The organism is Sphingomonas sp. NCPPB 2930, assembly GCF_042867205.1.
Classification (GTDB): domain Bacteria; phylum Pseudomonadota; class Alphaproteobacteria; order Sphingomonadales; family Sphingomonadaceae; genus Sphingomonas.
The window spans coordinates 103759-127700 of sequence record NZ_JBHZQU010000009.1; the positions used below are offsets into that span (position 1 = coordinate 103759).

Below are 23942 nucleotides of genomic sequence, written 5' to 3' on the forward strand. Positions count from 1 at the left end.
TATTCCTCCCCTGTAAGGGGAGGGGGACCATGCGAAGCATGGTGGAGGGGTGTCCCCGCTGGCCGTGACACCCCTCCGTCAGTCCTTCGGGCTGCCACCTCCCCTTAAAGGGGAGGATTAATCTGCCCGATGCACCTCGACCGGCTGGACTTGCGGATAGGGCATGACCAGCGTCCCGTCCGGGGCCGCCGTATAGGTCGTCTGCGTCGGATAGGGGATGGAAATCCCTTCCGCCGCGAACCGCTTCATCAGCGTGACGAGCATCCGGTTGCGCAGGTCGTGCGCGGTGGCCCAGTCGTCGCCGGGCACGTCGAACTGGAGCGCGAAGTCCAGGCTCGACGCGCCGAAATTCTCGAACCCGGCGCGGGCGACCTTGCCACCTTCACCCTCGACGATCTCGGTCAGCAGGGCCGGGATGCGCGCCAGCGTCTCGGGCGGGGTTTCATAGGCAACGCCGATCATGAACGACAGCCGGACATGGTCGCGCACGGTCGTGTTCTGGATTTCCTTGTCGAGCAGCTGGCGGTTGGAGATGATCCGCAACTCGCCGGTAAAGGCGCGGATGCGGGTGGATTTCAGGCCGATCGCCTCGATCACGCCGTTCGTATTGTCGTAACTGATCTTGTCGCCGCGCCGGAACGGGCGGTCGAAGATGATGGCGAGTGCGGCGAACAGGTCGCCGAAAATCCCTTGCGCCGCCAGACCGATGGCGATGCCGCCGACGCCCAGACCCGCGACCAGGCCGGTGACGTTCACCCCCAGATTGTCGAGCACCACGACCAGCGCGACGGCGAACAGCACCGCCGTGACCAGCAGCCGGATCAGCCCCATTGCCGAGAGCAGCGCCTCGCCCGAATAATGTTCGGACTGGGTGCGGTGCTCGATCGTGCCGAGGATCAGTTCCCGCGCCCAGATCGCGGCCTGGAACGCGCTGGCGATGGTGAAGAAGAAGCTGATCGTCTTGGCGACTTCGCCCGGCGCGCCCGCATAGCCTGCGACCAGTTGCGCGGCGAGCGTGACGATGAAGAACATGTTTGTCCGCGCGATGGCGTGGCCCAGGATTATGCCCCAGCCCCCTGCGAAACCGGGGCGGCTGCACAGCTTGTCGCCCAGCCTGCGGACCCAGAGCAGCGCCAGTACGATAACGGCACCTATGCCGATCGCGATAAGCACCTTGAGCCAGTAATCCTGCACCCATTGATAGGTCGCGTTGACGATGCCCCTGACCTGGTCGGGGATGCGGGAGCCGTCGAAGATCGGCGCCTTGGGCGAGGATTTCGCCATGGGGACTCCTTGAGTACGGGGGCGGTCAGGCCGCCTTGCTGGCCGGGGTTCCGGCCTCCAGAAATGCGATCAGCCCGCACTCGACGCGGGACAGCCCCGCGCGCGCACGCGGCAGGCGCAGGGTCTTGCGAAACGCTGCTTGGCCCTCTTTGACGAGCGCGATCAGCGAGGGGTGGACATAGGATTTGCGCGCGATGGCGGGGGTGTTGCCCAGCTTTGCGACGACGGGCTCCAGCATCGCCTTCAGGCTGAGGTCCGCCTCGGCCAGCGCCAGCGCCTCGAACGCCGCCACGCTGGCGGCCCAGGTGCGGAAATGCTTGGCGGTGAAGTCGCAGCCCGTGGCTTCGCGGATATAGCCATTCACGTCCGACGAAGTGACCGGATTGGCCTCGCCATCCTCGTCCACCCAGGCGAACAGATGCTGTTCGTCCAGATCCTGGCACCGCTTCACGAAGCTGGCGAGCGAGCGGTCGGTCAGGGTCATGTCGCGCATCTTGCCCGACTTTCCCCGGTAACGCAGGCGCAAGGTGGTGCCCTTCACCTGCCCGTGGCGCTTGCGCAGCGTCGTCGCGCCGAAACTCTTGTTGGTGGCGGCATAGGCTTCGTTGCCGACCCGGACATGGCCGTTGTCGAGCAGCCGGACGACGGCGGCGACCGCGCGATCCTTGCACAGGCCGCGCTTCTTCAGGTCCGCCTCCACCCGCTTGCGGAGCCGGGGCAGGGCATGGCCGAACGCGGCGCAGCGTTCATATTTCGCCGCTTCCTGCGCCTCGCGGAAATCGGGGTGGTAGCGATATTGCTTGCGCCCCTTCTCGTCCCAGCCGACCGCCTGGATATGGCCGTTGGCGCGCGGGCAGAACCAGGCGTCCCGATAGGCGGGGGGCAGGCCGATGCGATTGAGCCGGTCGATTTCGTCGCGATCGGTGATCCGCTCGCCCTTCGGGCTCCAATAGGCCCAATGCCCGCGGACCTTGGTCCGGGTGATGCCGGGCTTGCTGTCGTCGCAAAAGACTAATCGGGTGGCCATCGCTCTCTCTCGGGTCGTCCTTGCAAATGCGTCGCTGGTCGCTTCGTTCCGGAACGGCCGATGCGGTCGCGGGTTCTGACTGGGCCGATCCCCCCAGGCATTCCCGACAGGAGTTTTCATCATGGCCGATCTTTCCCAGGCACGCGTCCTGATGCTCGCCGCCGACGGATTCGAGACCGTCGAGCTGTTCAAGCCCCGACAGGCGCTGGAAGACGCCGGTGCGAAGGTGACGCTCGCCTCGCTCAAGTCCGACCCGATCCAGGGCATGGAAGGCGACATCAACAAGGCGGAGACCGCGACCCCCGACCTGACCGTCGACGAGGTCGATACCGACGATTACGATGCGCTCGTCATCCCCGGCGGCACCTGCAACCCCGACAAGCTGCGCCTGAACGAGCGCGCGGTCGAGATCGTCACCGAATTCATGGAGGACGACAAGATCGTCGCCGCCATCTGCCACGGCCCCTGGCTGCTGGCCGAGGCGGACGTGATCGATGGGCGTCGCCTGACCAGCTATCCCTCGATCCGCACCGACCTGTCCAATGCGGGCGCGGATGTGGTGGACGAGGAGGTCGTGGTCGACGGCAATTTGATCACCAGCCGCAAGCCGGATGACATCCCCGCCTTCAACCAGGCGATCCTGACCGCGCTGGAAGACGAACTGGCCGACGAGGAAGAAACCGAAGAGGCGTAAACTCAATCCTCCCCATCGCAGATGGGGAGGATAGGCATCATCCCTTCGCGGGACGATCGCGGGCGTCGCATCCTTTGCCCATGCATGGCAGGATGCGGCGCCCGTTCGCTTTTTCAGGATGTCCTCCATGCGCCTGGTTTCGCTCCTATTCCTCGGCATGACGTCGGCCGCCGCCCTCGCGCAGGGCAGTGGTCCGCCCTTCACGGTCGGCGGGCGTGGCTTCGGCACGTTGCAGGAGGCGGTGACGGCGATCGGCGATGGCGACGGGACCATCCGGATCGCGCCGGGCACCTATCGCGAATGCGCGGTGCAGACGGCGGGGCGGATTGCCTATATCGCCGCCGAGCCGGGCAAGACGATCTTCACCCGCATCGCCTGCGAGGGGAAGGCGGCGCTGGTCCTGCGCGGGCGCGGCGCGCAGGTGCAGGGCATCGTGTTCAGCCATATCGAGGTCGGCGACGGCAATGGCGCGGGCATCCGCATCGAGAAGGGGCCGCTGTCGGTCAGCAACGCGATGTTCCTGGACAGCCAGTCGGGCATCCTCTCCGCCGACGATCCCAACGGCACGGTCAGCGTCGACCATTCGACCTTTTCGGGGCTGGGCCATGACCCGACCGGCACCGGCGCGCATGGCATCTATATGGGCCGCTACCGATCGCTGCGCGTCACCGCCTGCCGGTTCGAGCGCGGGCAGGGCGGCCATTATGTCAAGACGCGCGCGCCTTATGTCGAGGTGCTGGACAGCAGCTTCGACGACAGCCAGGGCCATATGACCAACTATATGATCGACCTGTCCAACGGGGCGAAGGGGCGGATCGCGGGCAACGAGTTCGTCTTCGGCCGCGACAAGGACAATCACTCGACGCTGATCACCGTCGCGCCGGAGGGGGCGAAGAACGACTCGTCGGGGCTGGTGGTCGAGAATAACCGCGCGCGGCTGGCGCCCGGCGCGGGCTTCAATCCGGTGTTCGTCGGCAACTGGGCGGGCGAGCCTTTGGTGATCCGCGGCAACATCCTGGGCCCCGGCATCACGTCGACGGCGCGAAAGTGGTAGGGCGGAACAGCGGCTTGTGCCGTGCCTCGCGCGTCTTGCGGGTCAGATAGGTGTCGAGCCCGATCTGCGCGGCCATCAGTTGATAGAGGAAGGGGTTGAACGCGATCCCGACGAACGCCCCGCCCAGCAGATAGATCAGGTGCCCGTGCTGGAGCGCGCCCGCCAGCTGCCCGCCCCAGTGCAGCGGATCGCTGGCGGCCCGGTAACGGCGGCGCAGCGCCTCCATCCGCAGGATCCCCGCCAGGTTGATCCCCAGCCACAGGAACAGCCCCGGCCAGCCCTGTTCGCCCAGCATCTCGAAATAGCTGGAGTGATAGGCGCGGGCACGGTCGGTAGTGACGCGCTTCTCCACCTTCGAGTCATGCGCCGAGCCCTCGACCGAGGTCAGGTCGAACCGCACCGAATTTTGCAGATAGGCCTCGAACCCGCCGCCGAACGGGTTGGAGGTCGCATAGTCGAGCGTCCATTTCCACACCGCCAGCCGGGTCGAGGCGGACTCGTCCCCCTGATAGGTGCGGATGGTGTTCATCCGCTGCGTATAGGAGGAGGGCAGCAGCGGCACGACCGCCACCCCGGCGACCGCCAGCGCGCCGATATAGAGCAGCCGCCGCTTGACGTCGCGCAGCATCAGGATCGCCAGCAGCCCGATGCACAACAGCCCGGTCCGTGCCGAGGTGCCGACCGGGATCAGCAGACAGGCGAAGACCAGCCCCAGCCCGAACACCCGCACCCGCCAGTCGGGTGGGAAGATCGTGCCGTGCCGCATCAGCCATAGAATGGTCGGAATGACCGAGATGGCGACCGCCGAGATGATGCTGCCCTCGTACAGCCCGGTATTGTTGTTCACCATCAGGTTGAGTTCGCCGTAACCGCCGCCGCTGACCAGCGTCTTGACCCCGCCGACGATGACGATCGACGCCAGCGACAGGACCATGAACAGCAGCAGCGCCTCGATCCGCAGCCGGGTGCGCAGGGTCAGCGGCAGGAAGACGGCAAAGGCCAGCGCCTTCCACACCCATCCCCATTTGTCCGCCGCCTCGATCGGGAAATCGGCCCCGAAATAGGTGGTGATCCCGCAATAGATCAGCAGCATCAGGATGCCCGCCTGCCGCGCGGTGAACCGGCTGTCGCGCTTGTCGTCGACCAGCGCCCAGGCCCCGACCGCCGCGACCACCGCGATCAGCGAGATCGGCACCGTGTTCAGCAGATAATAGGTCAGCCGCTGGGGCGAGACGATGTCGATATAGATATAGGTCAGCACCAGCAGGAACGGGCGGCGCAGGCCCATGCCGAACAGGCTGACCAGAAAGCCGATCAGGAACAGGTCACGCATCGCCGCGTGGCCGTTCGCCGGGGCGTTTGATTCGCGACGGACGCTCGACCTCGCCCTCCTGGTCCAGATCGCGGCGGGTCAGCAGGCGCCACGCCGCCAGCAGCATCAAGCCATGGGTCAGCAGCAGGGCGAAACTGTCGATCATCGCCCCTCCTTCCCATTCCAAAACGGCGCGGTCGGCCATGCTTATAAACCCACGGTTGACGCGGCGTTAAGGGGTGGCATGACAGGCATAACGCCATGCGTATCCTGCATATCCTCGACCACGGTCTGCCGCTGCAAAGCGGATACACGTTCCGGACGCGCGCGATCCTGAAGGCACAGGTCGCCCAGGGGCATGAGGTGGCGGCGGTGACCGGGCCGCGTCAGGGCAAGGGCGAAGGCGGGGTCGAGATGCTCGACGGGCTGACCTTCTACCGCACCCCCAGCGCGACCGGCACGCCCGACGGGCTGGTCGGCGAGGCGAGGGGGATGGCCGCGCATGTCCGGGCGATCGGCGCGGCGGTCGACGCGTTCCGGCCCGATATCCTTCACGCCCATTCGCCCGTGCTCGATGCGCTGGCCGCCTGGGTCGTGGCCCGGCGGCGCAAATTGCCGCTGGTCTATGAAATCCGCGCCTTCTGGGAGGATGCGGCGGTCGGCAACGGCACGGGTGTCGAGGGCAGCCGCCGCTACCGCGCGACCCGCGCGCTGGAAGGCTGGGCCTGTGCGCGCGCCGATGCGGTCGCGGTCATCTGCGAAGGGCTGCGCGGCGACCTGATCGCGCGGGGAATCGCGGCGGACAAGATTATCGTCTCGCCCAATGGCGTCGACCTGACCCTGTTCGGCCGCCCGCCCGCGCGCGATGATGCATTGGCGCGCGAGCTGGGACTGGACGATGCGGAGGTCATCGGCTTCATCGGCAGCTTCTATGATTATGAGGGGCTGGACGACCTGATCGCCGCCATGCCCCGTCTGGTCGCGGCGCGGCCCCGCGCGCGGCTGCTGCTGGTCGGCGGCGGTCCGATGGAGGCGGCCTTGCGCGCACAGGCGCAGGCCTCGCCTGTGGCGTCGGCGATCCGCTTCATCGGGCGGGTGCCGCATCAGGCGGTCGAGCGCTATTACGGGCTGGTCGATATCCTCGCCTATCCGCGCAAGAAGATGCGGCTGACCGATCTTGTCACGCCGCTGAAACCGCTGGAGGCCATGGCGCAGCGGCGGCTGGTCGCGGCGTCCGATGTCGGCGGGCATCGCGAACTGATCCGCGACGGCGAGACGGGGACGCTGTTCCCGCCCGACGATCCGGTCGCGCTGGCCGACGCGCTGGCGGACCTGCTGTCGAATCGCGGGATATGGGAGGCGCGGCGCGATGCGGGGCGATATTTTGTTGAAACCGAACGCGATTGGGCCTCGAATATCCGCCGTTACGAACCTGTTTACCGAAACCTGCTAGGCAAGGCGCCGATCGGATCATGACCTTCACCGCGACGCCTTCCCCCTATCGCTTCGTGCCCGCGCTGGTCGGCGGGGCGTTCGGCGTGCTGCTCGCCTTCATCCTGCTGGTCGCGCCGGTCTGGCGCCTGGAAATGCTGGTCGCGCAGCTGGGGCTGGCCGACATCTTCTCCGCCGCGCAACCGCCCTTGGGCGTCAAGGCGCGGCTGTTGCTGGCGTTCGGGATCGGCGCGGGCGGCGGGGCCGTCCTGTGGGCCGCGACCTATCTTCTCTGGGGTCCGGGCGGGCTGCTGGCCCGGCGCGCCAAGGCCGAGGATGCCGAGGACGAGGATTATGTCCCCAGCGTCCGCCGCTCCGACCGGCACCCCGATGCGCCGCCGCGTCGCCCGCTGCTCGCCGCCGAACTGGGCGCACCGCCGCCCCCGCCGGAGGACGAGGACATGCCGGACATAGAACGGACGCTTCCAGCCGATCTCGACATGCCGCTGGCCGCGTTCGATCCGGACGCGATCCGCGCCGTCCCGCGCGAACCGGTCCGCGCCGAACCCGAACCCATGCCGATCCCCGCGATGCGCGAGCCCATTGCCGAGGAACGCGGCGGCGCGCTGCCGCTTCGCGGGGACGAGTCGATCGAGGCGATGCTGGAACGGCTGGAGCGCGAAACCGCGCTGCGCAAGGCGCACCGGCAGGGATAGGGCGCTTCGGGTCGAGTCGAACCGGGGGCTCCGGCCTAAAAAGTATTTGGTTCGCGCAGAGGCGTGGAGGGCGCAGAGGCGTCGCCGCCTGGGGACGCGTTGCCCCTCTCTCCTCATGGAGAAAGGCGCGATTTTTCAAGATCCTGTCTCTGCGTTCTCCGCGCCTCTGCGCGAACCCCATTTTGCCTTGAGGCTCCCCCACGACGCGCAACGCTCACGCGAACAGATGACGGGTAAAGCGTAGACCCGGCCACCGCGAACAAGCAAACGCCCGCCCGGACAAATCCGGACGGGCGTCTGATGCCATCGGCAAGAGGAGCGGGCCACCGGCCCGCCCCCGACGGGCGGATTAGGCCGCCAGCTTACGCAGCACGTACTGCAGGATGCCGCCGTTCAGGAAATATTCCAGCTCGTTGACGGTATCGATGCGGCACTTGGTCAGGAAGGTCTCGGTCGAGCCGTCCTTGCGGGTCAGGATCACCTCGACATCCTGACGCGGACGGATCGCCGCCACGTTCTGGATGGTGAAGCTCTCGGTGCCGTCCAGCTTCAGCGTCTCGCGGGTCACGCCCTCGGCGAACTGAAGCGGCAGGACGCCCATGCCGACCAGGTTCGAACGGTGGATACGCTCGAAGCTCTCGGTGATGACCGCGCGGACGCCGAGCAGGTTGGTGCCCTTCGCCGCCCAGTCGCGCGACGAGCCGGTGCCATATTCCTTGCCCGCGATGATGACGAGCGGCGTGCCGTCGGCCTTGTGACGCATCGCGGCGTCATAGATCGGCATCACTTCGCCGTCATACTGGGTCATGCCGCCTTCGACGCCCGGCACCATCTCGTTCTTGATGCGGATATTGGCGAAGGTGCCGCGCATCATCACGTCATGGTTGCCGCGACGCGCGCCATAGGAGTTGAAGTCCTTCTTGGCGACCTGATGCTCCTGCAGGAAGATGCCTGCCGGGCTGTCGGCCTTGATCGAACCGGCCGGGCTGATGTGGTCGGTCGTGATCGAGTCGCCCAGGATGGCGAGCGGCTTGGCCTCGATGATGTCGGTGACGGGCTTCGGCGTCATCTCCATGCCCTCGAAATAGGGCGGGTTGGCGACATAGGTCGATGCGGCGGGCCAGCTATAGGTGTCCGAGCCGGTCACCTCGATCGCCGACCACTTGGCGTCGCCCGCATAGACGTTGCCGTAGCGCGAACGGAACATCTCGTCGTCGATGTTCGCATCCATCAGGCTGCGGACTTCGTCGTTCGAGGGCCAGATGTCCTTGAGGTAGACGTCCTGGCCGTCCTTGCCCTGGCCGATCGGCGTCTCGCGCATGTCCTGCGTGACGGTGCCCTTCAGCGCATAGGCCACCACGAGCGGCGGCGAGGCGAGGAAGTTGGCGCGCACGTCGGGCGACACGCGGCCCTCGAAGTTGCGGTTGCCCGACAGGACCGAGGCGGCGACGATGTCGTTGCCGTTGATCGCCTTCGAGATCGGCTCGGCGAGCGGACCCGAATTGCCGATGCAGGTGGTGCAGCCATAGCCGACCAGGTTGAAGCCGATCGCGTCGAGATCGGCGGTCAGGCCCGCCTTGTCGAGATAATCGGTGACGACCTGGCTACCGGGAGCGAGCGAGGTCTTGACCCAGGGCTTGGGCTTCAGGCCCAGCGCGTTCGCCTTGCGGGCGACCAGGCCGGCGGCGACCAGCACGCTCGGGTTCGAGGTGTTGGTGCAGCTGGTGATCGCGGCGATCACGACGTCGCCGTCGCCAATGTCATGGCCACGATCGTCGACCGAGACGCGCTTGGCCTCGTCCTTCTTGTACACCTTGGCGAGGTCGGCGTTGAACACGTCGTCGACTTCGGTGAGGACGACCTTGTCCTGCGGACGCTTCGGACCCGCCAGCGACGGCACGACCGTCGACATGTCGAGTTCCAGCGTGTCGGTGAAGACGGGGTCGGCGGCATCGTCATGACGCCAGAAGCCGTTCGCCTTGGCATAAGCCTCGACCAGCGCGACATTCTCGTCCGAACGCGCGGTCAGGCGCATATAGTCGAGCGTCTTGTCGTCCACGGGGAAGAAGCCGCAGGTCGCGCCATATTCGGGCGCCATGTTGGCGATCGTCGCACGGTCGGCGAGCGTCATCGACGACAGGCCGGGGCCGTAGAACTCGACGAAGCGGCCGACCACGCCCTTGGCGCGCAGCATCTGGGTGATGGTCAGCACCAGGTCGGTGGCGGTGATGCCTTCCTGGAGCTTGCCGGTCAGCTTGAAGCCGACGACTTCGGGGATCAGCATCGACACGGGCTGGCCGAGCATCGCGGCTTCCGCCTCGATCCCGCCGACGCCCCAGCCGAGCACGCCCAGGCCGTTGATCATCGTGGTGTGGCTGTCGGTGCCGACCAGCGTGTCCGGGTACGCGATCGCGGCCGAGCCGGTCGCATGCTCGCCGGTCTCGGTCGAGGACCAGATGGCCTGGCCGATATATTCCAGGTTCACCTGGTGGCAGATGCCGGTGCCCGGCGGCACGACCGAGAAATTATCGAGCGCCTTCGAGCCCCACTTCAGGAACTCATAGCGTTCCATGTTGCGCTGGTATTCGAGGTCGACATTGTCCTCGAACGCCTGCGGCGTGCCGAACTCGTCCACCATGACCGAGTGGTCGATGACGAGGTGGACGGGGACCTGAGGATTGATCTTGGCCGCATCGCCGCCCAGCTTGGTGATCGCGTCGCGCATCGCGGCGAGGTCGACCACGCAAGGCACGCCGGTGAAGTCCTGCATCAGCACGCGGGCCGGGCGATACTGGATCTCGCGGTCCGAACGCTGGGTCTTCTGCCAGTCGACGATCGCCTGGATATCCTCGCGCGTGACGGTTGTGCCGTCCTCGAAGCGCAGCAGATTCTCCAGCAGCACCTTCATCGAGAAGGGCAGGCGGCTGATGTCGCCGAGCTGCTCGGATGCCTTGGCGAGGCTGAAATAATCATAGGTCTTGCCGTCGACGTTCAGCGTCGAGCGGGTCTTCAGGCTGTCCTGGCCTATCGCAGTCATGGGCGTCCCTTCTTGGTCGAGCCGAGCACGCCCGGGGGACACGGCAGCATGCAGCCGCGAGCAGGCGCGCCGGGAATAAATCCGGTAGACGCCAGCGGCCTTAGCAATGGCGGGGCCGACAGGGAAGGGTGTCAAGTTGCGGAAACGCCGTCGTCCCGCCCTTTCCCGCGATGCCCTTTCCCGCAACCATCGCAACCGGCGGTCTTGTCGTGGAAAATCCGTGGAACAGCTGTGCCGAATGACGGGTTGAGCCGTCATGGATGGAGTTCGGATAATGCACGGCCTGATCGTTTCACGATTCCCCGTATCGGATAGGGGGCACGAAGCGGTAACGGCGCGTTCGCCATTGTCCGCGATGCGCGGCGACGCGCGTACCGATGGTGGATGGCGGTGATGGCGAAGGACACGCCCCAATCGCCCCGCCGACCCGACCCGATCGTCGCGGTCGGCCTGCTCACCCAGCGCGACCTCGACGTGCTGGGGTCGGGCTTCCGGCGGTCCTTCCCGGTCCAGGAGGACACGGCGTTTGACGATCTGTTGAAGGCGCTCGATTCGATCGAGGGGATCGCGTCCTCGACCCGGCGCGAGTGAGGCCGACGGAGGCCGATCCAAATCCTTAAATATTCGTGTCCTGGCCAAATCGGTCGCCAAATCGGACAAGGAGTGTCTTGGCGAGGCACCACTCTCGCGGCTAGGGCGTGGAACGCACGCGGGCGATCCGCCCGGCGTGGCCGGAAAAAGTGATGACCCCCGAACGTTTCGCCCTGTTGACCCGCCGCCATCGCGAATGTCTGCGCGGGGTGAAGGCCTTGAAAGGGTCCAAGGAAATCGCCGCCGAGCTGGGGCTCGGGAAATCCACCGTCGACAGCTATCTGACCGAGGCCGTTCGCCTGCTGGGCGCGCGCAATCGCCGCGACGCGGCCATCGCCCTGGCCGATTTCGAGGCCCATGAAAATGACCAAGTCCCTGAAATCGAAGCAGAACCTACCCCGCATAAAATCATACCCGATTCTGCGGGGCTAGTTTCCGAACCGACGCCCATGCCACTTCCGATGGCACCGGATGGGAGTACGGTCGGCGGGGCGGTGCAGGGCGGCCATGTCCACGCATCGCCCCGCTTGTCTCTCCCGGTCCGGCGTCAGGGCCAGGCCCGCAACGACATGACCATGGCCGAAAGGCTGCTGTGGATCCCCACGATCGCCGTCGCGCTCGCCATCGGCTTCGGCATGCTGGCGACGGGACTCGATGTGATGACCCGGGTCATCGGGCGGCTGTCGCACCTTGGCTGACGGCAATGTGCCATGCCGCCGGGAGCGGGCATGGTCGAAATCGGGGGCAAGCGATGATGACCGAACATGAATCGGCACTTCAGGTGACCGAGCTGCTGTGGAAGCTGGAAAACGATCTCGACGCGGCCTTCGCGACGGCGGGCGCATTGGCGATGGCCCTGCCGCGGGCACGGGCCGAAGCGAAGCTGTCGGCGGTCGTCGGCCAGCACGCCTTCGAGATGCTGGGCCAGGCGATGATGGCGATCGGCCAGGCGCGCGGCCATACGGTGCAGAGCCACCGCATCCTCGAAAAGGTCGGCAAGACGATCGGCTTCGACGCCGACGAATATGGCGACAATCGGCCCAAGCCGCCCGAAGTCACCGGCACGGTGTCGCCGATGCCGCTGCGCGCCGCGGCCTGACCCGACAGGCACGGCGTGTCCGACCCATCATCCAGGCAGCGGGGCACGCCGTGACTCACGTCTATGTCTTCAACTTCCTGCAAGGGCTGGTCTGCCTCTATGCGCTGACGCTGGGGGGATGGCCCGAACGCACCACCGCCGTGATCCTGCTGTGCGCCTCGATCGCGACGGTGGTGTTGCCCTTCGATCCGTCGACCAGCTTTCACCGGGTCGAGGCGCTGGAGCTGGGCATCGACCTGGCGTTGATGATGGGGCTGACCGGCGTGGCGTTGCTGGCCAACCGGTTCTGGCCGCTATGGCTGGCCGCGTTCCACCTGCTGGCGGTGGGGATTCACGGGGTCAAGGGCTTTGACCCGGCGCTGATGCCGTGGATGTATGCGGCGGCGGGCGGCAAGCTGGCCTATCCCATGCTCGTCCTGCTGGGGATGGGGGTACTGCGCCATCGCATCCGGCTGGCGCGCTATGGCACCGATCCCGACTGGACCCTGCCATGGCGGGGCGGCGAGCGGCATGGAGCCTGAATTTCGCCTGCTGCACTGGCCCGAGGCGGATCGCGCGAGCTTCCAGCATTTCGTAGAGGTCATGGCGGACGTGCAGACTCGTATCGCGGCCATTTCGGGGACGCCCGGCGGCGGTGTGCCGGTGCCGCGTGCGCCGCGCGTGCCGACCCCGCGGGAATGCGCGCGGATGATCCTGAACCAGCGGATCGAGCTGCGCCGGATCGCGGGGCCCTGTGCCGACATGTTCGGTGACCCGGCCTGGGAGATCATCATCGCGCTGTTCGAGACGGGCGAGCCGCTGCCCGACGAGGCGCTGCTGAACGCCATCGGCCTGCCGCCGGAGGGTCTGACCGGCCCCCGCTGGATCGCGCTGCTCGTCCAGCGCGGCTGGGTCGAGCGCCACGAGGACGGATTGACGCTGGGCGCGCCCGCCGAGGCGATGTTGACCCGGTATTTCGCAGGGTTCTGAGCGCGACCGGGCGGGGTGAAACTCCTGACGCGGCCAAGGGTTCAAGGGACACGGGCAAAGACAAGGAGACGGACGAGATGGCCGAGGATAATGGCGGCGGCGCGGGTGCGATCGGTGGCGACATGGGCACCGGCGCCTTTGCCGACCGGGTGAAGGGCGCGGGCGAGGCAATGCAGGCGACCGGCCAGAAGATGGCCGAGGGCGGATCGCAGGTCACGCTCAAGATGCTGGAACAGGCCGAAACCAACACGCGCGAGGCTTTCGCCGCGATGCGCTCGGCGGCCTCGGCCAAGGATTTGGGCGACGTGATGCGCATCCAGACCGAGTTCCTGCGCGAACAGGGCAATCGCTCGATGGCGCAGGCGCGCGAGATCGGCGAGCTGATCGTCCAGTTCGGTCGCGACGCCGTCGGCGCGGCGCGCGGGTCCGGCAATTAAATCCTGACGGCATCCCGCCCGGCGCGAGAGGCGGCCGGGCGGGATCGCCTCAGCCGGCGGGGCTGACCGGCACCGGGCCGTTGGCCGTCGCCTCCAGCAGCGAGTCGCCGCCCAGCACGCGGTAGAGGGTGACGCGGTTGCTCGCCGCCGTCAGCTGGGTCGCGATCACCGTGCGCTGTGCCGAATAGAGCGAGCGCTGCGCATCCAGTGTGTTCAGGAAGGGCGTGATCCCGCCGCGATAGCTGGCTTCGGTCAGGCGATAGGTGTCGGCCGCCGCCGTCAGGAAGCGGCGATTGGCCCCCAGCTGGTCGGCGATGGTCCCCTGCCGGGCCAGCGCATCGGCGGTTTCCTGGAACGCGGTCTGGATCGTCTTTTCATAGGTCGCCAGCGCGGCGTCGCGCTGTGCCTCCGAATAGCGGACCCCGGCGACGCCCGCGCCCGCCTGGAAGATCGGATAGCTGACCGACGGCGCGACCGAATAGTTGAAGCTGCCGCCCGAGAAGAGCGAGGACAGCGCGGTGCTGGCAAAGCCGACCAGCCCGGTTAGCGAGATACGCGGGAACAGCGCCGCGCGCGCCGCGCCGATCTGGCCATTGGTCGCGCGCAGCTGATATTCGGCCTGCACCACATCGGGGCGGCGCAGCAGGATGCCCGAGTCGAGCCCGGCGGGCAGGGTGGCGATGGTGGGGGCGGCCTCCTCAATCGACGCAGGCAGCAGGCTGGTCTCGATCGGCGCGCCGACCAGCAGTTGCAGCGCGTTGACGTCCTGCGCCACGGCGGTCTTCTGCTGCGCGAGATCGGCCTGCGCGGTGGCGAGCACTTGTTCGGCCTGCCGCAGGTCGGTGCGCGGCGCGATGCCGCCCTCCAGCCGGGCGCGGGTCAGCGTGACGCTGCGCTCGGCACTGGCGGCGGTCTGCTGCGCGATGGCGAGCAGGCTCTGGTCCGCGCCATAGTTCAGCCAGGCATCGGCGATGTCGCCGACCAGCGTCAGCCGGGTCGCCCGCGCCCCCGCCTCGGTCGCGAAATAGCGGTCGAGCGCCGCGCCGGTCAGCGACCGCACGCGCCCGAACAGGTCCAGCTCGAACGCGGTCGTGCCTAGATTGACCGACCAGGCGCTGCCATTGCCGCCCGAGCCGGTGACGATCGAGCCGCCGGTGCCCCCGGTTCCCACACCCGTCCCGGTTCCGCCGGTGCCGACACCGCCCGTGCCCGTTCCGCCAGTTCCGGTTCCGGTGCCGCCATTGCCGACCGCCTGGCTCGCCGCGCCGCCCGATCCGCGATCGGTATAGCTGTAGCGGCCGGTCGCATCGACCTGCGGCAACAGGCTGGCGCGCTGGATGCGATATTGCGCCCGCGTCGCGGCGATGTTGGCGGCCGCCACGCGCAGGTCGCGATTGTTCGCCAGCGCCTGAGCGATCAGCCGTTGCAGCCGCGCGTCGCGGAAGATGTCGCTATAGCGCACGCTGGGCAGCGCCGCCTCCGACTGGCGGAGATAGGCATCGCCGACCGGCCAGGAGGCCGGCACTGGCAAGGCGGGCTGGACATATTTGGGCGCCATCGAACAGCCCGACAGGGCGGTGGCGGCCAGCAGGATCGCGGGCAGGGGGGATGGAATACGCATCAGGCCTTCTCCGCGCCTTCGGTGGCGGCGGGACGATGCCCCGCGCCATGCTCGCTCGTCGGACGCCCACGCAGACGGGCCAGGCCGTTGCGCACCGACCGGCGGACCAGCACGAAGAAGAGCGGGATATAGAAGATCGCGAGCACGGTCGCCGTCAGCATGCCCCCGATCACCGCCGTGCCGATCGCGATCCGGCTGTTCGCGCCCGCGCCGGTCGAGATGGCAAGCGGCAGCACGCCGAAGATGAAGGCGAAGCTGGTCATCAGGATCGGCCGCAGGCGGATCTTGGCCGCCTCCAGCGCGGCGTCGATGATCCGCTTGCCCTGTTTCTCCGCCTGCTCGGCGAACTCGATCATCAGAATGGCGTTCTTGGCCGCCAGCCCCATCGTCGTCAGCAGGCCGATCTGGAGATAGACGTCGTTGGTCAGCCCGCGCAACGTCACGAAGGCGACCGCGCCGATCAGGCCCAGCGGGATGACCAGCAGCACCGCGAACGGGATCGACCAGCTTTCATAGAGCGCGGCCAGGCACAGGAAGACGACCAGGATCGACAGCCCGTACAGGATCGGCGCCTGCCCGCCCGACAGCCGTTCCTGATAGGACAGCCCCGCCCAGGCGACCGAGGTGCCGGGAATGTCCGCCGCCAGTTCGGTCATCCGCTGCATCGCGTCGCCCGAGCTGTAGCCCGGCGCGGCCGATCCCTGGAATTCATAGGAAGGGATGCCGTTGAACCGCGACAGGGTGGTCGGCGCCACGCCCCAGTTGATCGTCGAGAAGGACGAGAAGGGCGCCATCTGCCCGCTCGACCCGCGGACGAACCATTGCTTCAGGTCCTCGGGCTCGGCACGGTATGGCGCGTCGCCCTGGACATAGACTCGCTTCACGCGGCCCCGGTCGATGAAGTCGTTGACATATTGTCCGCCCCAGGCGGTCGACAGCGTGCTGTTCACCTGCTGCTGCGAGAGGCCGAGCGCGGACAGCTTCTGCTGGTCGAGGTCGACGCGCAGCGTGGCGATGTCGGGCAGCTCGGTCAGGCGGACCGAGGCCAGCTTGGGATCGGCATTGGCCTTGGCGAGCAGTTCGTCGCGCACCGCCTCGAACTTCTCCAGCGGCATGCCGGAGGTGTTCTGCAACTCCATGGTGAAGCCGTCCGACTGGCCCAGGCCGCGCACGGCGGGGGGGACCAGCGCGAAGACCTGCGCGTCGCGCAAGCCCCGGAACGCGGCGGAGGCGCGGCCGGTGATCGCATCGGCGCTGTTTTCCTTGCCCTTGCGTTCGGCCCAGTCGACGAAGTTGATGAAGCCCTGGCCGGTATTCTGGCCGCTGGTGCCGCCACCGCCACCGCCCGCGACCGAGAACAGCACCTGGACGTTCTTGCCCTCATGCTGCGCGAAATATTGCTCGACGCGGCGCTGGATCTCCATGGTGCGGTTCTGCGTCGCACCGGCGGGCAGGCGGAACTGGACGATGGCCGCGCCCTGGTCCTCGGTCGGCAGGAAGCCGGTGGGCAGGCGCAGGAACAGGATCGCCAGCAGCGCGACGACGCCGACATAGATCAGCAGGAACAGCCATTTGCGGTCGACCACGGTGCGCACGGCCGAAACATATTTCTCGACCGTCCAGTCGAAGCGGCGGTTGAACCCGTCCTTCGCACGTTGGAGCCCATGCGCCACGCGCGGGAATTTGCGGTCGAGCCAGGCGCCGTCCTCGCCCTCCTTCGCCTTCTGCTTGAGCAGCGTCGCGGTCAGCGCGGGCGACAGGATGATCGCGACCGCCACCGACAGGATCATCGCCGAGACGATGGTGATCGAGAACTGGCGATAGATGACGCCGGTCGACCCGCCGAAGAACGCCATCGGCAGGAACACCGCCGACAGGACCAGCGCGATGGCGACCAGTGCGACGGTGATCTCGCGCATCGACTCGATCGTCGCCTCGCGCGGGGTCATGTCGGGATTTTCCTCGAGCAGACGCTCGACATTCTCCACGACGACGATCGCGTCGTCGACCAGCAGACCGATTGCCAGCACCAGCCCGAACAGGGTCAGCGTGTTGATCGAGAAGCCCGCCATATAGAAGATGGCGAAGGTGCCCAGCAGCACCACCGGCACCGCGATCGTCGGGACCAGGGTCGCGCGCCAGCTTTGCAGGAAGACGAACATGACGATGACGACGAGGATGATCGCCTCGATCAGCGTCTTGACCACCTCGTCGATCGACAGCTTGATGAAGGCGGTGGTGTCGTTGGCATAGGCGACCTTCAGGCCCGGCGGAAAGCCCTTGGCGACGCGGGTGATCTCGGCCTTGACCAGCTCGGCGGTCTTCAGCGCGTCGGCGCCCGGTGCCATCAGCACGGCGATACCGGCGCCGGGATGCTGGTTGATCCGGCTGACCGCGGCATAGCTTTCCGCGCCCAGCTCGATCCGTGCCACGTCGGACAGCTTGACGGTCGCGCCGTTGTTCAGCGTCTTGACGATGATCTCGCGGAACTGCTCGGGCGTCTGGAGGCGCGACTGCGAGGTTACGGTGGCGTTGAGCATCTGGGTCGAGGCGGACGGCGTGCCGCCGACCTCGCCCGCTGCGACCTCAGTATTCTGGTTCTGGATCGCGGTGGTCACGTCCGAGGGCATCAGCTGGTACGAGGCCAGCTTTTCCGGATTCAGCCAGATGCGCATCGCATATTGCGATCCGAACACGTTGGTGTCGCCGACACCCTGGATACGGCCCAGCGGGTCCTGGAGATTGGAGACGAGATAGTCGGAGACGTCCTGGTTCGTCATCCGGTTCGTCTCGTCATAGACGCCCGCGATCAACAGGAAGTCGGGGTTCGACTTGCGGACGACCAGCCCCTGTTGCTGCACCTGTTGCGGCAGGCGCGCGACCGCCTGCTGGACCTGGTTCTGGACCTGGACCTGCGCGATGTCGGGGTCGGTGCCCTTGGCGAAGGTGGCGGTGATCGACACCGAGCCGCGGCTGGACGAAGAGGACTGGAAATAGAGCAGCCCGTCGATGCCGGTCAGCTGCTGTTCGATGACCTGGGTGACCGAGTTCTGCAGCGTCTGCGCCGAGGCGCCGGGGAATGTGGCGCGGATCGACACCTGGGGCGGGGCGACGTCGGGATATTGCGCGATGGGCAGGCCCATGATCGCGCCGACGCCCGCCAGCATGACGATGATGGCAAGGACCCAGGCGAAGATGGGACGATCGATGAAGACGCGGCTGAGCATGGTCCGGTCAGCCCGCCTTGCCCTTGGCGGCCTGCATCGTCTTCATCTGTTCGGGCGAGGGGGGCTGGACCTTTTGCGGGCTGTTGGCGGGCACCGCGCGCACGCTCTGGCCGTCGCGCAGATTGGACAGGCCCTGGGTGATGATGCGATCGCCCGGCTTCAGTCCATCGGTGACCACCCAGAAGCTGCCCTGCGTGCGTTCGGCCTTCACCGTCTTCTGCTGCACCTTGTCGTTCGGTCCGACGACGAACAGCGTCGCATTGCCCTTCGCGTCGCGCGACACCGCCTGCTGGGGGACCAGATAGGCGCTGGTGTCGATCGCCTGCGCGAACCGCGCGCGGACGAACATGCCGGGCAGCAGCAGCCCCTGCGGATTGGGGAAGCGCGCGCGCAGCGTCACGGTGCCGGTCTGCGGATCGACCACCGCTTCGGCGAATTCGACCGTGCCGACCTGCCCGTAATCGGTGCCGTCCTCCAGCCGCAGCCGGACCTGCGCGCTGGCGGGGATCAGGCCGTCGCGCGCCGACAGGCTGCGCCGCAGCGACAACAGGTCGCTCGCCGATTGCTGGATATCGACGAAGATCGGGTCGAGCCGCTGGATCTGCGCCAGCGGATCGGTCTGGTTCGAGCTGACCAGCGCGCCGACGGTGAACAGCGAGCGGCCGATCCGCCCGCTGATCGGCGCGGGGACGGTGGTGAATTGCAGGTTCACCCGCGCCGTCTCCAGCGCGGCGCGGGTCTGCGCGACCTGGGCCGCGGCCTGGCGCGCGCTGGCCTGGGCGTTGGTATAGTCCTGCTTCGAGATCGCCTCGATCTGCGCCAGCGGGCGATAGCGTTCGGCCTGGATCCGGGTCGCCTCGGCATTGGCCTGCGCGCTTTGCAGGTTCGCAGCGGCCTGGTTGGCGGCGGCGCGATAGAGGCGCGGATCGATCTCGTAGAGCGGCTGGCCGCGCTTGACGAGCGCGCCCTCGGTGAACAGGCGGCGGCGGATGATGCCGGTCACCTGCGGCCGGACGTCGGAGCTTTCAAAGGCGCTGGTCCGCGCGGCCAGTTCGGTCACGATCGGGGCGTTGGTCGGCTGCACGGTCACGAAGCCGACGGTCGGCGTCGCCTGCGCGCCATTGCGTCCCTTGGCGGCGCCACCCGCTTCCTTCCCGCCGCATCCCGACAGCGTCAGCAGTGCGACGGCCATGGCCGTACCGGCGAGCATGCCGTGCCCGCGAAAACCTGCAAAGTTCAATTCGTCCACCTGCCTGAAAAGTCCGGCCGCGCGCCCGGCATGCGCGAAAATGCGCGACCGGGACGAAACGTTGCTGAGCGCCAACAAATTGCACGCGGCGGGTCCAAAAAGGCAAGCGATGATGGCCTAATCCTCCTGCCTTAATTGTCGCAAATTGTCGCGCTGCGGCAAAACCGCGCCGGGTGGGGAGCCTTTGCGTTTCTCAAGCATTTTCAAACGACATGACCGATCGCGATGCCGATAAGCGCCTGGCCGCTGCCGCAGCGGTCGATGAGGTTTGCGACAACATGCTCGTCGGACTGGGAACGGGATCGACGGCCGCCCACGCCATCGCCGCGCTGGCCGCCCGAAAGCTGAGGATCGACGCCGTCGCCACCTCCGAGGCGAGCGCCGCGCTGGCGACGTCACTGGGGATTCGGGTGCGCGATTTCGCCACGGTCTCGCGCGTCGACCTGGCGATCGACGGCGCGGATGCGATCGATGCGCGGCTGCGCGCGGTCAAGGGCGCGGGTGGCGCGATGCTGCGCGAAAAGGTCGTGGCGGCGTCCGCCGGCCGGATGATCGTGATCGCCGACGGGTCGAAACGCGTGGCACGTCTGGGCGGCGCGCCGCTGCCGGTCGAGATACTGCCCTTTGCGGCGGCCTTTGCGGCGTCGCGGCTGGCGCAACTGTTCGTCCGCTGTGTCGAGCGACAGGATTACCGGACCGACAATGGCAATATCGTCATCGACGGCCATGGCTGGGACGACGCGGCCCCGCATGCGCTGGCGGACGCGCTGATGGCGATCCCCGGCGTCGTCGGGCATGGCCTGTTCCTCAGCGAAATCGATGCCGCCTATATTGCCGACGACGGAATCGTTACCCGGCTGGAACGGGGGCGGAACCCGCGCTAAGGCCGGTGACGCATGGCAACCAGGATCGTTCGCGCCCGCGTGCGGTCACATATACGAAGGATGAGGCCAGATTCCATGACCGATGCCACCACCAACGCCGTGGCCGACACCCATCTGCATGAAGATGGGTCGATCGAGCGCCTGACCATCGACACGATCCGTACCCTGTCGATGGACGCGGTGCAGCAGGCCAATTCGGGCCACCCCGGCACGCCGATGGCGCTGGCCCCGGTCGGACATACCATCTGGTCCAAATTCCTGCGCTATGACCCCGCCCATGCCGACTGGCCCAATCGCGACCGTTTCGTGCTGTCGGTCGGCCATGCCTCGATGCTGCTCTACTCGCTGATCCACCTCGCGGGGATCGAGGAGATCGACGCGGACGGCAACAAGTCGGGCAAGCCCGCACTGAGCCTGGAGGACCTGAAGGGCTTCCGCCAGCTCAACTCCAGGACGCCGGGCCATCCCGAATATCGCCACACCACCGGCGTCGAGACCACGACCGGCCCGCTGGGCGCGGGTTGCGGCAATTCGGTCGGCATGGCGATCGCCGAGCGCTGGCTGGCCGCGCATTTCAACCGCGAGGGTTTCCCGATCTTCGACCATGACGTGTACGTCGTGTGCGGCGACGGCGACATGATGGAGGGCGTGGCGTCCGAGGCGGCCTCGACCGCCGGGCACCTCAAGCTGTCCAACCTGTGCTGGATCTACGATTCGAACCAGATCTCGATCGAGGGCGGCACCGACATCGCGTTCAACGAGGATGTGGGCAAGCGGTTCGAGGCCTATGGCTGGAACGTGCTGCACGTCGATGACGCCAATGACGTCGCCGCGCTGACCGCCGCGCTCGACACCTTCAAGGCGACCACCGACAAGCCGACCTTCATCGTCGTGAAGTCGGTGATCGGCTATGGCAGCCCCAAGGCGGGCAGCGAGAAGGCGCATGGCGAGCCGCTGGGCGAGGATGCGATCCGCGCGACCAAGAAGGCCTATGGCTGGCCCGAGGATGCCAAGTTCCTGGTCCCCGACGGCGTGCGCGAGGCCTTCCAGGGTGCGATCGAGGCACGCGGCAAGCCGCTGCGCGACGAATGGGTCGCGATGACCGATCGCTACCGCGCCGCATATCCCGAACTCGCCGCCGAACTCGACGCGATGCTCGCCGACAAGCTCCCCGAGGGCTGGGACAGCGACATTCCGGTGTTCGAGGCGGATGCCAAGGGCATTGCCAGCCGCGACTCGGGCGGCAAGGTGCAGAACGCCATCGCCGCCAAGGTGCCGTGGCTGATCGGCGGCTCGGCCGACCTCGCGCCCTCGACCAAGACGCTCATCAAGGATGGCGGTTCGTTCCAGCCGGGCAGCTATGAGGGGCGCAATTTCCACTTCGGCGTGCGCGAGCATTCGATGGGCGCGATCGTCGACGGCATGGCGCTGTCGCACCTGCGCTCCTATGGCGCGACCTTCCTGGTCTTCTCCGACTATATGCGCGCGCCGATCCGCCTCGCCGCGATCATGGAGATCGGTGCGGTGTTCGTCTTCACGCACGACTCGATCGGCGTGGGCGAGGACGGCCCGACCCACCAGCCGATCGAGCATCTGGCGACGCTGCGTGCGATCCCCGGCCTCGACACCATCCGCCCCGGCGATGCGAACGAAGTGGCCGAGGCATGGCGCTGCGCCGTCGAGTCGGCCAGCCACCCGACCGCGCTGATCTTCTCGCGCCAGGCGCTCCCCACCCTCGACCGCGGCAAATATGCGCCTGCCTCGGGCGTGAAGAAGGGCGGCTATGTCCTTGCGGATTGCGACGGCACACCCGACATCATCCTCATCGCAACGGGGTCGGAACTGTCGCTGGTGACGGACGCCTATGAGACGCTGAAGGCCGATGGCATCAAGGCGCGCGTCGTCTCGCTGCCCAGCTGGTATCGCTTCGAGCTGCAGGATGCGGCCTATAAGGAAAGCGTCCTGCCGAAGGGCGTGACCAAGCGTCTGGCGGTCGAGCAGGCCGGGTCGATAGGCTGGGACCGCTATGTCGGGTTCGAGGGTCGCACGATCACCATGTCGACCTTCGGGGCTTCGGCGCCGCTCGCCAAGTTGCAGGACAAATATGGCTTCACCCACGACAATGTCGTGAAGGTGGCCCGCGAAATGCTGGAGACCAAGTGATGAGCAAGCTGTCGGAACTGGGTGCAAAAGGCTGCGCCCCCTGGCTCGATTTCGTCGATCGCAAGTTCCTCGAGGCGAAGGGCTTGGAAAAGCTCGTCGCCGAGGACGGGCTGACCGGCGTCACCTCCAACCCGTCGATCTTCGAAAAGGCGATGGGGCATGGCGACGCCTATGACGGCACGCTGGCGGCGTTCGACAAGGAGAACCCCGGCGCGGCGACCATCGACCGTTACGAGCATCTGGCGATCCAGGACATCAAGGCGGCGGCGGAAACGCTGAAGCCCGTCTATGATCGTCTCGACGCCAAGGACGGCTATGTCAGCCTGGAAGTGTCGCCGTACATCGCCGACGACACCGACGCGACCATCGCCGAGGCCGAAAAGCTGTGGCACGCGGTCGACCGTCCGAACCTGATGATCAAGATCCCCGGCACCGATGCGGGCGCGCCCGCCATCTCGGCGACGATCGCCAAGGGGATCAACGTCAACGTCACGCTGCTCTTCTCTCAGGCCGCCTATATCAAGGTGGCCGAGGCCTATGCGGCCGGGCTGGAAGAGCGGGTCAAGGCCGGGCAGCCGATCGACCGGATCGCCAGCGTCGCCAGCTTCTTCATCAGCCGCATCGATTCGGCGATCGACAAGAAGATCGACGAGCGCGTCGCCGCCGGTGACGCGGAAGCCGAGGCGCTGAAGGCCGTGCGCGGCAAGGTCGCGATCGCCAATGCCAAGCTGGCCTATCAATGGTATCTGGACTTCCTGAAGTCCGACCGCTGGCAGGCGCTGGCCGCCAAGGGCGCGCAGCCGCAGCGGCTGCTCTGGGCCTCGACCGGGACCAAGGACCCGTCCTTCCCCGACACGCTCTATATCGACACGCTGATCGGGCCGGACACGGTCAACACCATGCCGCCCAAGACGATGGACGCCTTCCGCGACCATGGCACGGTGGCTGAGACGCTGACGGCCGACATCGATGAAGCCAAGCATGTTCTCGCCGAGGCCGAGCGGCTGGGCCTGGACCTGGACGGCGTGACCGGCACGCTGGTCGCGGAGGGGGTGGCCTCCTTCGTCAAGGCGTTCGACGATCTGCTCGGCGCGATCGGGCAGAAGCAGCCCGCGACGGCCTGATCCGACAGGCCCCCTTCCCAGGA

Annotated in this window: 21 protein-coding genes; 13 read left to right on the plus strand and 8 right to left on the minus strand. The window is 67.1% G+C overall.

The window, feature by feature from the left end:
• Nucleotides 1–117: 117 nt before the first annotated feature.
• Together ACFX59_RS12000 and ACFX59_RS12005 are read right to left on the minus strand one after the other, a co-directional pair.
• Nucleotides 118–1284 carry a mechanosensitive ion channel family protein gene (locus ACFX59_RS12000; protein WP_387432496.1) on the minus strand — a complete coding sequence of 389 codons (1167 nt, stop codon included), beginning with the start codon at nt 1282–1284 and terminating at the stop codon, nt 118–120.
• Between the two features lie 25 nt (nt 1285–1309).
• Nucleotides 1310–2311, minus strand: a complete 1002-nt coding sequence (locus ACFX59_RS12005) for a DNA topoisomerase IB (RefSeq protein ID WP_387432497.1) — start codon at nt 2309–2311, stop codon at nt 1310–1312.
• A 121-nt stretch (nt 2312–2432) separates the two neighbouring features.
• On the opposite strand from ACFX59_RS12005, the gene ACFX59_RS12010 reads away from it, so the two are divergent.
• Nucleotides 2433–3005, plus strand: coding sequence for a type 1 glutamine amidotransferase domain-containing protein (locus ACFX59_RS12010; protein ID WP_309693136.1), 573 nt, complete (start codon nt 2433–2435; stop codon nt 3003–3005).
• 127 nt (nt 3006–3132) lie between these two features.
• Nucleotides 3133–4059, plus strand: a complete 927-nt coding sequence (locus ACFX59_RS12015; RefSeq protein ID WP_387432498.1) for a right-handed parallel beta-helix repeat-containing protein — start codon at nt 3133–3135, stop codon at nt 4057–4059.
• On the opposite strand, the gene ACFX59_RS12020 is transcribed toward ACFX59_RS12015, so the two are convergent.
• Together ACFX59_RS12020 and ACFX59_RS12025 are read right to left on the minus strand one after the other, a co-directional pair.
• Nucleotides 4034–5392: a putative O-glycosylation ligase, exosortase A system-associated gene (locus ACFX59_RS12020; RefSeq protein ID WP_387432499.1), complete on the minus strand. Its 1359-nt coding sequence runs from the start codon at nt 5390–5392 to the stop codon at nt 4034–4036. The two genes, ACFX59_RS12015 and ACFX59_RS12020, sit on opposite strands and share 26 nt — an antisense overlap.
• A complete protein-coding gene (locus ACFX59_RS12025) occupies nt 5385–5537 on the minus strand; it encodes a hypothetical protein (RefSeq protein ID WP_307103216.1) in 153 nt (50 codons plus the stop codon). The genes ACFX59_RS12020 and ACFX59_RS12025 overlap by 8 nt, the downstream gene beginning before the upstream one ends.
• A gap of 95 nt (nt 5538–5632) precedes the next feature.
• Here ACFX59_RS12025 and ACFX59_RS12030 point away from each other — a divergent pair, with 95 nt between their 5' ends.
• Complete coding sequence (locus tag ACFX59_RS12030; RefSeq protein WP_387432501.1) at nt 5633–6847, plus strand: TIGR04063 family PEP-CTERM/XrtA system glycosyltransferase; 1215 nt, start codon at nt 5633–5635, stop codon at nt 6845–6847.
• Nucleotides 6844–7518, plus strand: a complete 675-nt coding sequence (locus ACFX59_RS12035) for a hypothetical protein (protein ID WP_309693151.1) — start codon at nt 6844–6846, stop codon at nt 7516–7518. The genes ACFX59_RS12030 and ACFX59_RS12035 overlap by 4 nt, the downstream gene beginning before the upstream one ends.
• 349 nt (nt 7519–7867) lie before the next feature.
• Here ACFX59_RS12035 and acnA read toward each other — a convergent pair whose 3' ends face one another.
• The gene (gene acnA / locus ACFX59_RS12040; protein ID WP_387432503.1) at nt 7868–10555 is read right to left on the minus strand and encodes an aconitate hydratase AcnA; all 2688 of its coding nucleotides are present in this window, start codon (nt 10553–10555) and stop codon (nt 7868–7870) included.
• A 393-nt stretch (nt 10556–10948) separates the two neighbouring features.
• On the opposite strand from acnA, the gene ACFX59_RS12045 reads away from it, so the two are divergent.
• The 6 genes from ACFX59_RS12045 (at nt 10949) to ACFX59_RS12070 (ending at nt 13651) form a co-directional block, all read left to right on the plus strand.
• The gene (locus tag ACFX59_RS12045) at nt 10949–11146 is read left to right on the plus strand and encodes a hypothetical protein (RefSeq protein WP_307103224.1); all 198 of its coding nucleotides are present in this window, start codon (nt 10949–10951) and stop codon (nt 11144–11146) included.
• A 152-nt stretch (nt 11147–11298) separates the two neighbouring features.
• Nucleotides 11299–11844: a helix-turn-helix transcriptional regulator gene (locus tag ACFX59_RS12050; protein WP_309698954.1), complete on the plus strand. Its 546-nt coding sequence runs from the start codon at nt 11299–11301 to the stop codon at nt 11842–11844.
• Between the two features lie 53 nt (nt 11845–11897).
• Nucleotides 11898–12245: a hypothetical protein gene (locus tag ACFX59_RS12055; protein ID WP_307103229.1), complete on the plus strand. Its 348-nt coding sequence runs from the start codon at nt 11898–11900 to the stop codon at nt 12243–12245.
• A gap of 50 nt (nt 12246–12295) precedes the next feature.
• The gene (locus ACFX59_RS12060) at nt 12296–12766 is read left to right on the plus strand and encodes a hypothetical protein (protein ID WP_354296373.1); all 471 of its coding nucleotides are present in this window, start codon (nt 12296–12298) and stop codon (nt 12764–12766) included.
• Nucleotides 12756–13214, plus strand: coding sequence for a hypothetical protein (locus tag ACFX59_RS12065; protein ID WP_387432505.1), 459 nt, complete (start codon nt 12756–12758; stop codon nt 13212–13214). The genes ACFX59_RS12060 and ACFX59_RS12065 overlap by 11 nt, the downstream gene beginning before the upstream one ends.
• Nucleotides 13215–13291: 77 nt before the next feature.
• Complete coding sequence (locus ACFX59_RS12070) at nt 13292–13651, plus strand: phasin family protein (RefSeq protein ID WP_307103235.1); 360 nt, start codon at nt 13292–13294, stop codon at nt 13649–13651.
• A gap of 49 nt (nt 13652–13700) precedes the next feature.
• On the opposite strand, the gene ACFX59_RS12075 is transcribed toward ACFX59_RS12070, so the two are convergent.
• From ACFX59_RS12075 to ACFX59_RS12085, 3 genes are read right to left on the minus strand one after another with little or no spacing between them, the layout of a single operon-like run.
• Nucleotides 13701–15272 (minus strand): efflux transporter outer membrane subunit, encoded by a 1572-nt coding sequence (locus tag ACFX59_RS12075; protein WP_387432507.1) that lies wholly within the window; start codon nt 15270–15272, stop codon nt 13701–13703.
• Nucleotides 15272–18499, minus strand: coding sequence for an efflux RND transporter permease subunit (locus ACFX59_RS12080; RefSeq protein WP_387432509.1), 3228 nt, complete (start codon nt 18497–18499; stop codon nt 15272–15274). The genes ACFX59_RS12075 and ACFX59_RS12080 overlap by 1 nt, the downstream gene beginning before the upstream one ends.
• A gap of 7 nt (nt 18500–18506) precedes the next feature.
• Nucleotides 18507–19709, minus strand: a complete 1203-nt coding sequence (locus ACFX59_RS12085; protein ID WP_309693168.1) for an efflux RND transporter periplasmic adaptor subunit — start codon at nt 19707–19709, stop codon at nt 18507–18509.
• 251 nt (nt 19710–19960) lie between these two features.
• On the opposite strand from ACFX59_RS12085, the gene rpiA reads away from it, so the two are divergent.
• The 3 genes from rpiA (at nt 19961) to tal (ending at nt 23919) form a co-directional block, all read left to right on the plus strand.
• On the plus strand, nt 19961–20632 hold the full coding sequence (gene rpiA / locus ACFX59_RS12090) for a ribose-5-phosphate isomerase RpiA (RefSeq protein WP_387432510.1): 672 nt from the start codon (nt 19961–19963) through the stop codon (nt 20630–20632).
• A 75-nt stretch (nt 20633–20707) separates the two neighbouring features.
• Nucleotides 20708–22795 carry a transketolase gene (gene tkt, locus ACFX59_RS12095; protein ID WP_387432512.1) on the plus strand — a complete coding sequence of 696 codons (2088 nt, stop codon included), beginning with the start codon at nt 20708–20710 and terminating at the stop codon, nt 22793–22795.
• Entirely contained in the window at nt 22795–23919 is a 1125-nt protein-coding gene (tal, locus tag ACFX59_RS12100; protein WP_387432513.1) for a transaldolase, read from the plus strand. Before tkt ends, tal begins: the two co-directional genes overlap by 1 nt.
• Nucleotides 23920–23942 lie beyond the last annotated feature (23 nt).

Bases quoted from the DNA above. Each gene is read 5' to 3' on its own strand.
- ACFX59_RS12070 (WP_307103235.1), top strand. From the start codon at position 13,292: ATGGCCGAGGATAATGGCGGCGGCGCGGGTGCGATCGGTGGCGACATG.
- ACFX59_RS12065 (WP_387432505.1), top strand. From the start codon at position 12,756: ATGGAGCCTGAATTTCGCCTGCTGCACTGGCCCGAGGCGGATCGCGCG.
- ACFX59_RS12010 (WP_309693136.1), top strand. From the start codon at position 2,433: ATGGCCGATCTTTCCCAGGCACGCGTCCTGATGCTCGCCGCCGACGGA.
- ACFX59_RS12050 (WP_309698954.1), top strand. From the start codon at position 11,299: ATGACCCCCGAACGTTTCGCCCTGTTGACCCGCCGCCATCGCGAATGT.
- tal (WP_387432513.1), top strand. From the start codon at position 22,795: ATGAGCAAGCTGTCGGAACTGGGTGCAAAAGGCTGCGCCCCCTGGCTC.
- ACFX59_RS12085 (WP_309693168.1), bottom strand. From the start codon at position 19,709: ATGCTCGCCGGTACGGCCATGGCCGTCGCACTGCTGACGCTGTCGGGA.
- rpiA (WP_387432510.1), top strand. From the start codon at position 19,961: ATGACCGATCGCGATGCCGATAAGCGCCTGGCCGCTGCCGCAGCGGTC.
- tkt (WP_387432512.1), top strand. From the start codon at position 20,708: ATGACCGATGCCACCACCAACGCCGTGGCCGACACCCATCTGCATGAA.
- ACFX59_RS12000 (WP_387432496.1), bottom strand. From the start codon at position 1,284: ATGGCGAAATCCTCGCCCAAGGCGCCGATCTTCGACGGCTCCCGCATC.
- ACFX59_RS12055 (WP_307103229.1), top strand. From the start codon at position 11,898: ATGATGACCGAACATGAATCGGCACTTCAGGTGACCGAGCTGCTGTGG.
- ACFX59_RS12075 (WP_387432507.1), bottom strand. From the start codon at position 15,272: ATGCGTATTCCATCCCCCCTGCCCGCGATCCTGCTGGCCGCCACCGCC.
- ACFX59_RS12045 (WP_307103224.1), top strand. From the start codon at position 10,949: ATGGCGAAGGACACGCCCCAATCGCCCCGCCGACCCGACCCGATCGTC.
- ACFX59_RS12005 (WP_387432497.1), bottom strand. From the start codon at position 2,311: ATGGCCACCCGATTAGTCTTTTGCGACGACAGCAAGCCCGGCATCACC.
- ACFX59_RS12020 (WP_387432499.1), bottom strand. From the start codon at position 5,392: ATGCGTGACCTGTTCCTGATCGGCTTTCTGGTCAGCCTGTTCGGCATG.
- ACFX59_RS12080 (WP_387432509.1), bottom strand. From the start codon at position 18,499: ATGCTCAGCCGCGTCTTCATCGATCGTCCCATCTTCGCCTGGGTCCTT.
- ACFX59_RS12030 (WP_387432501.1), top strand. From the start codon at position 5,633: ATGCGTATCCTGCATATCCTCGACCACGGTCTGCCGCTGCAAAGCGGA.
- acnA (WP_387432503.1), bottom strand. From the start codon at position 10,555: ATGACTGCGATAGGCCAGGACAGCCTGAAGACCCGCTCGACGCTGAAC.
- ACFX59_RS12015 (WP_387432498.1), top strand. From the start codon at position 3,133: ATGCGCCTGGTTTCGCTCCTATTCCTCGGCATGACGTCGGCCGCCGCC.
- ACFX59_RS12035 (WP_309693151.1), top strand. From the start codon at position 6,844: ATGACCTTCACCGCGACGCCTTCCCCCTATCGCTTCGTGCCCGCGCTG.
- ACFX59_RS12025 (WP_307103216.1), bottom strand. From the start codon at position 5,537: ATGATCGACAGTTTCGCCCTGCTGCTGACCCATGGCTTGATGCTGCTG.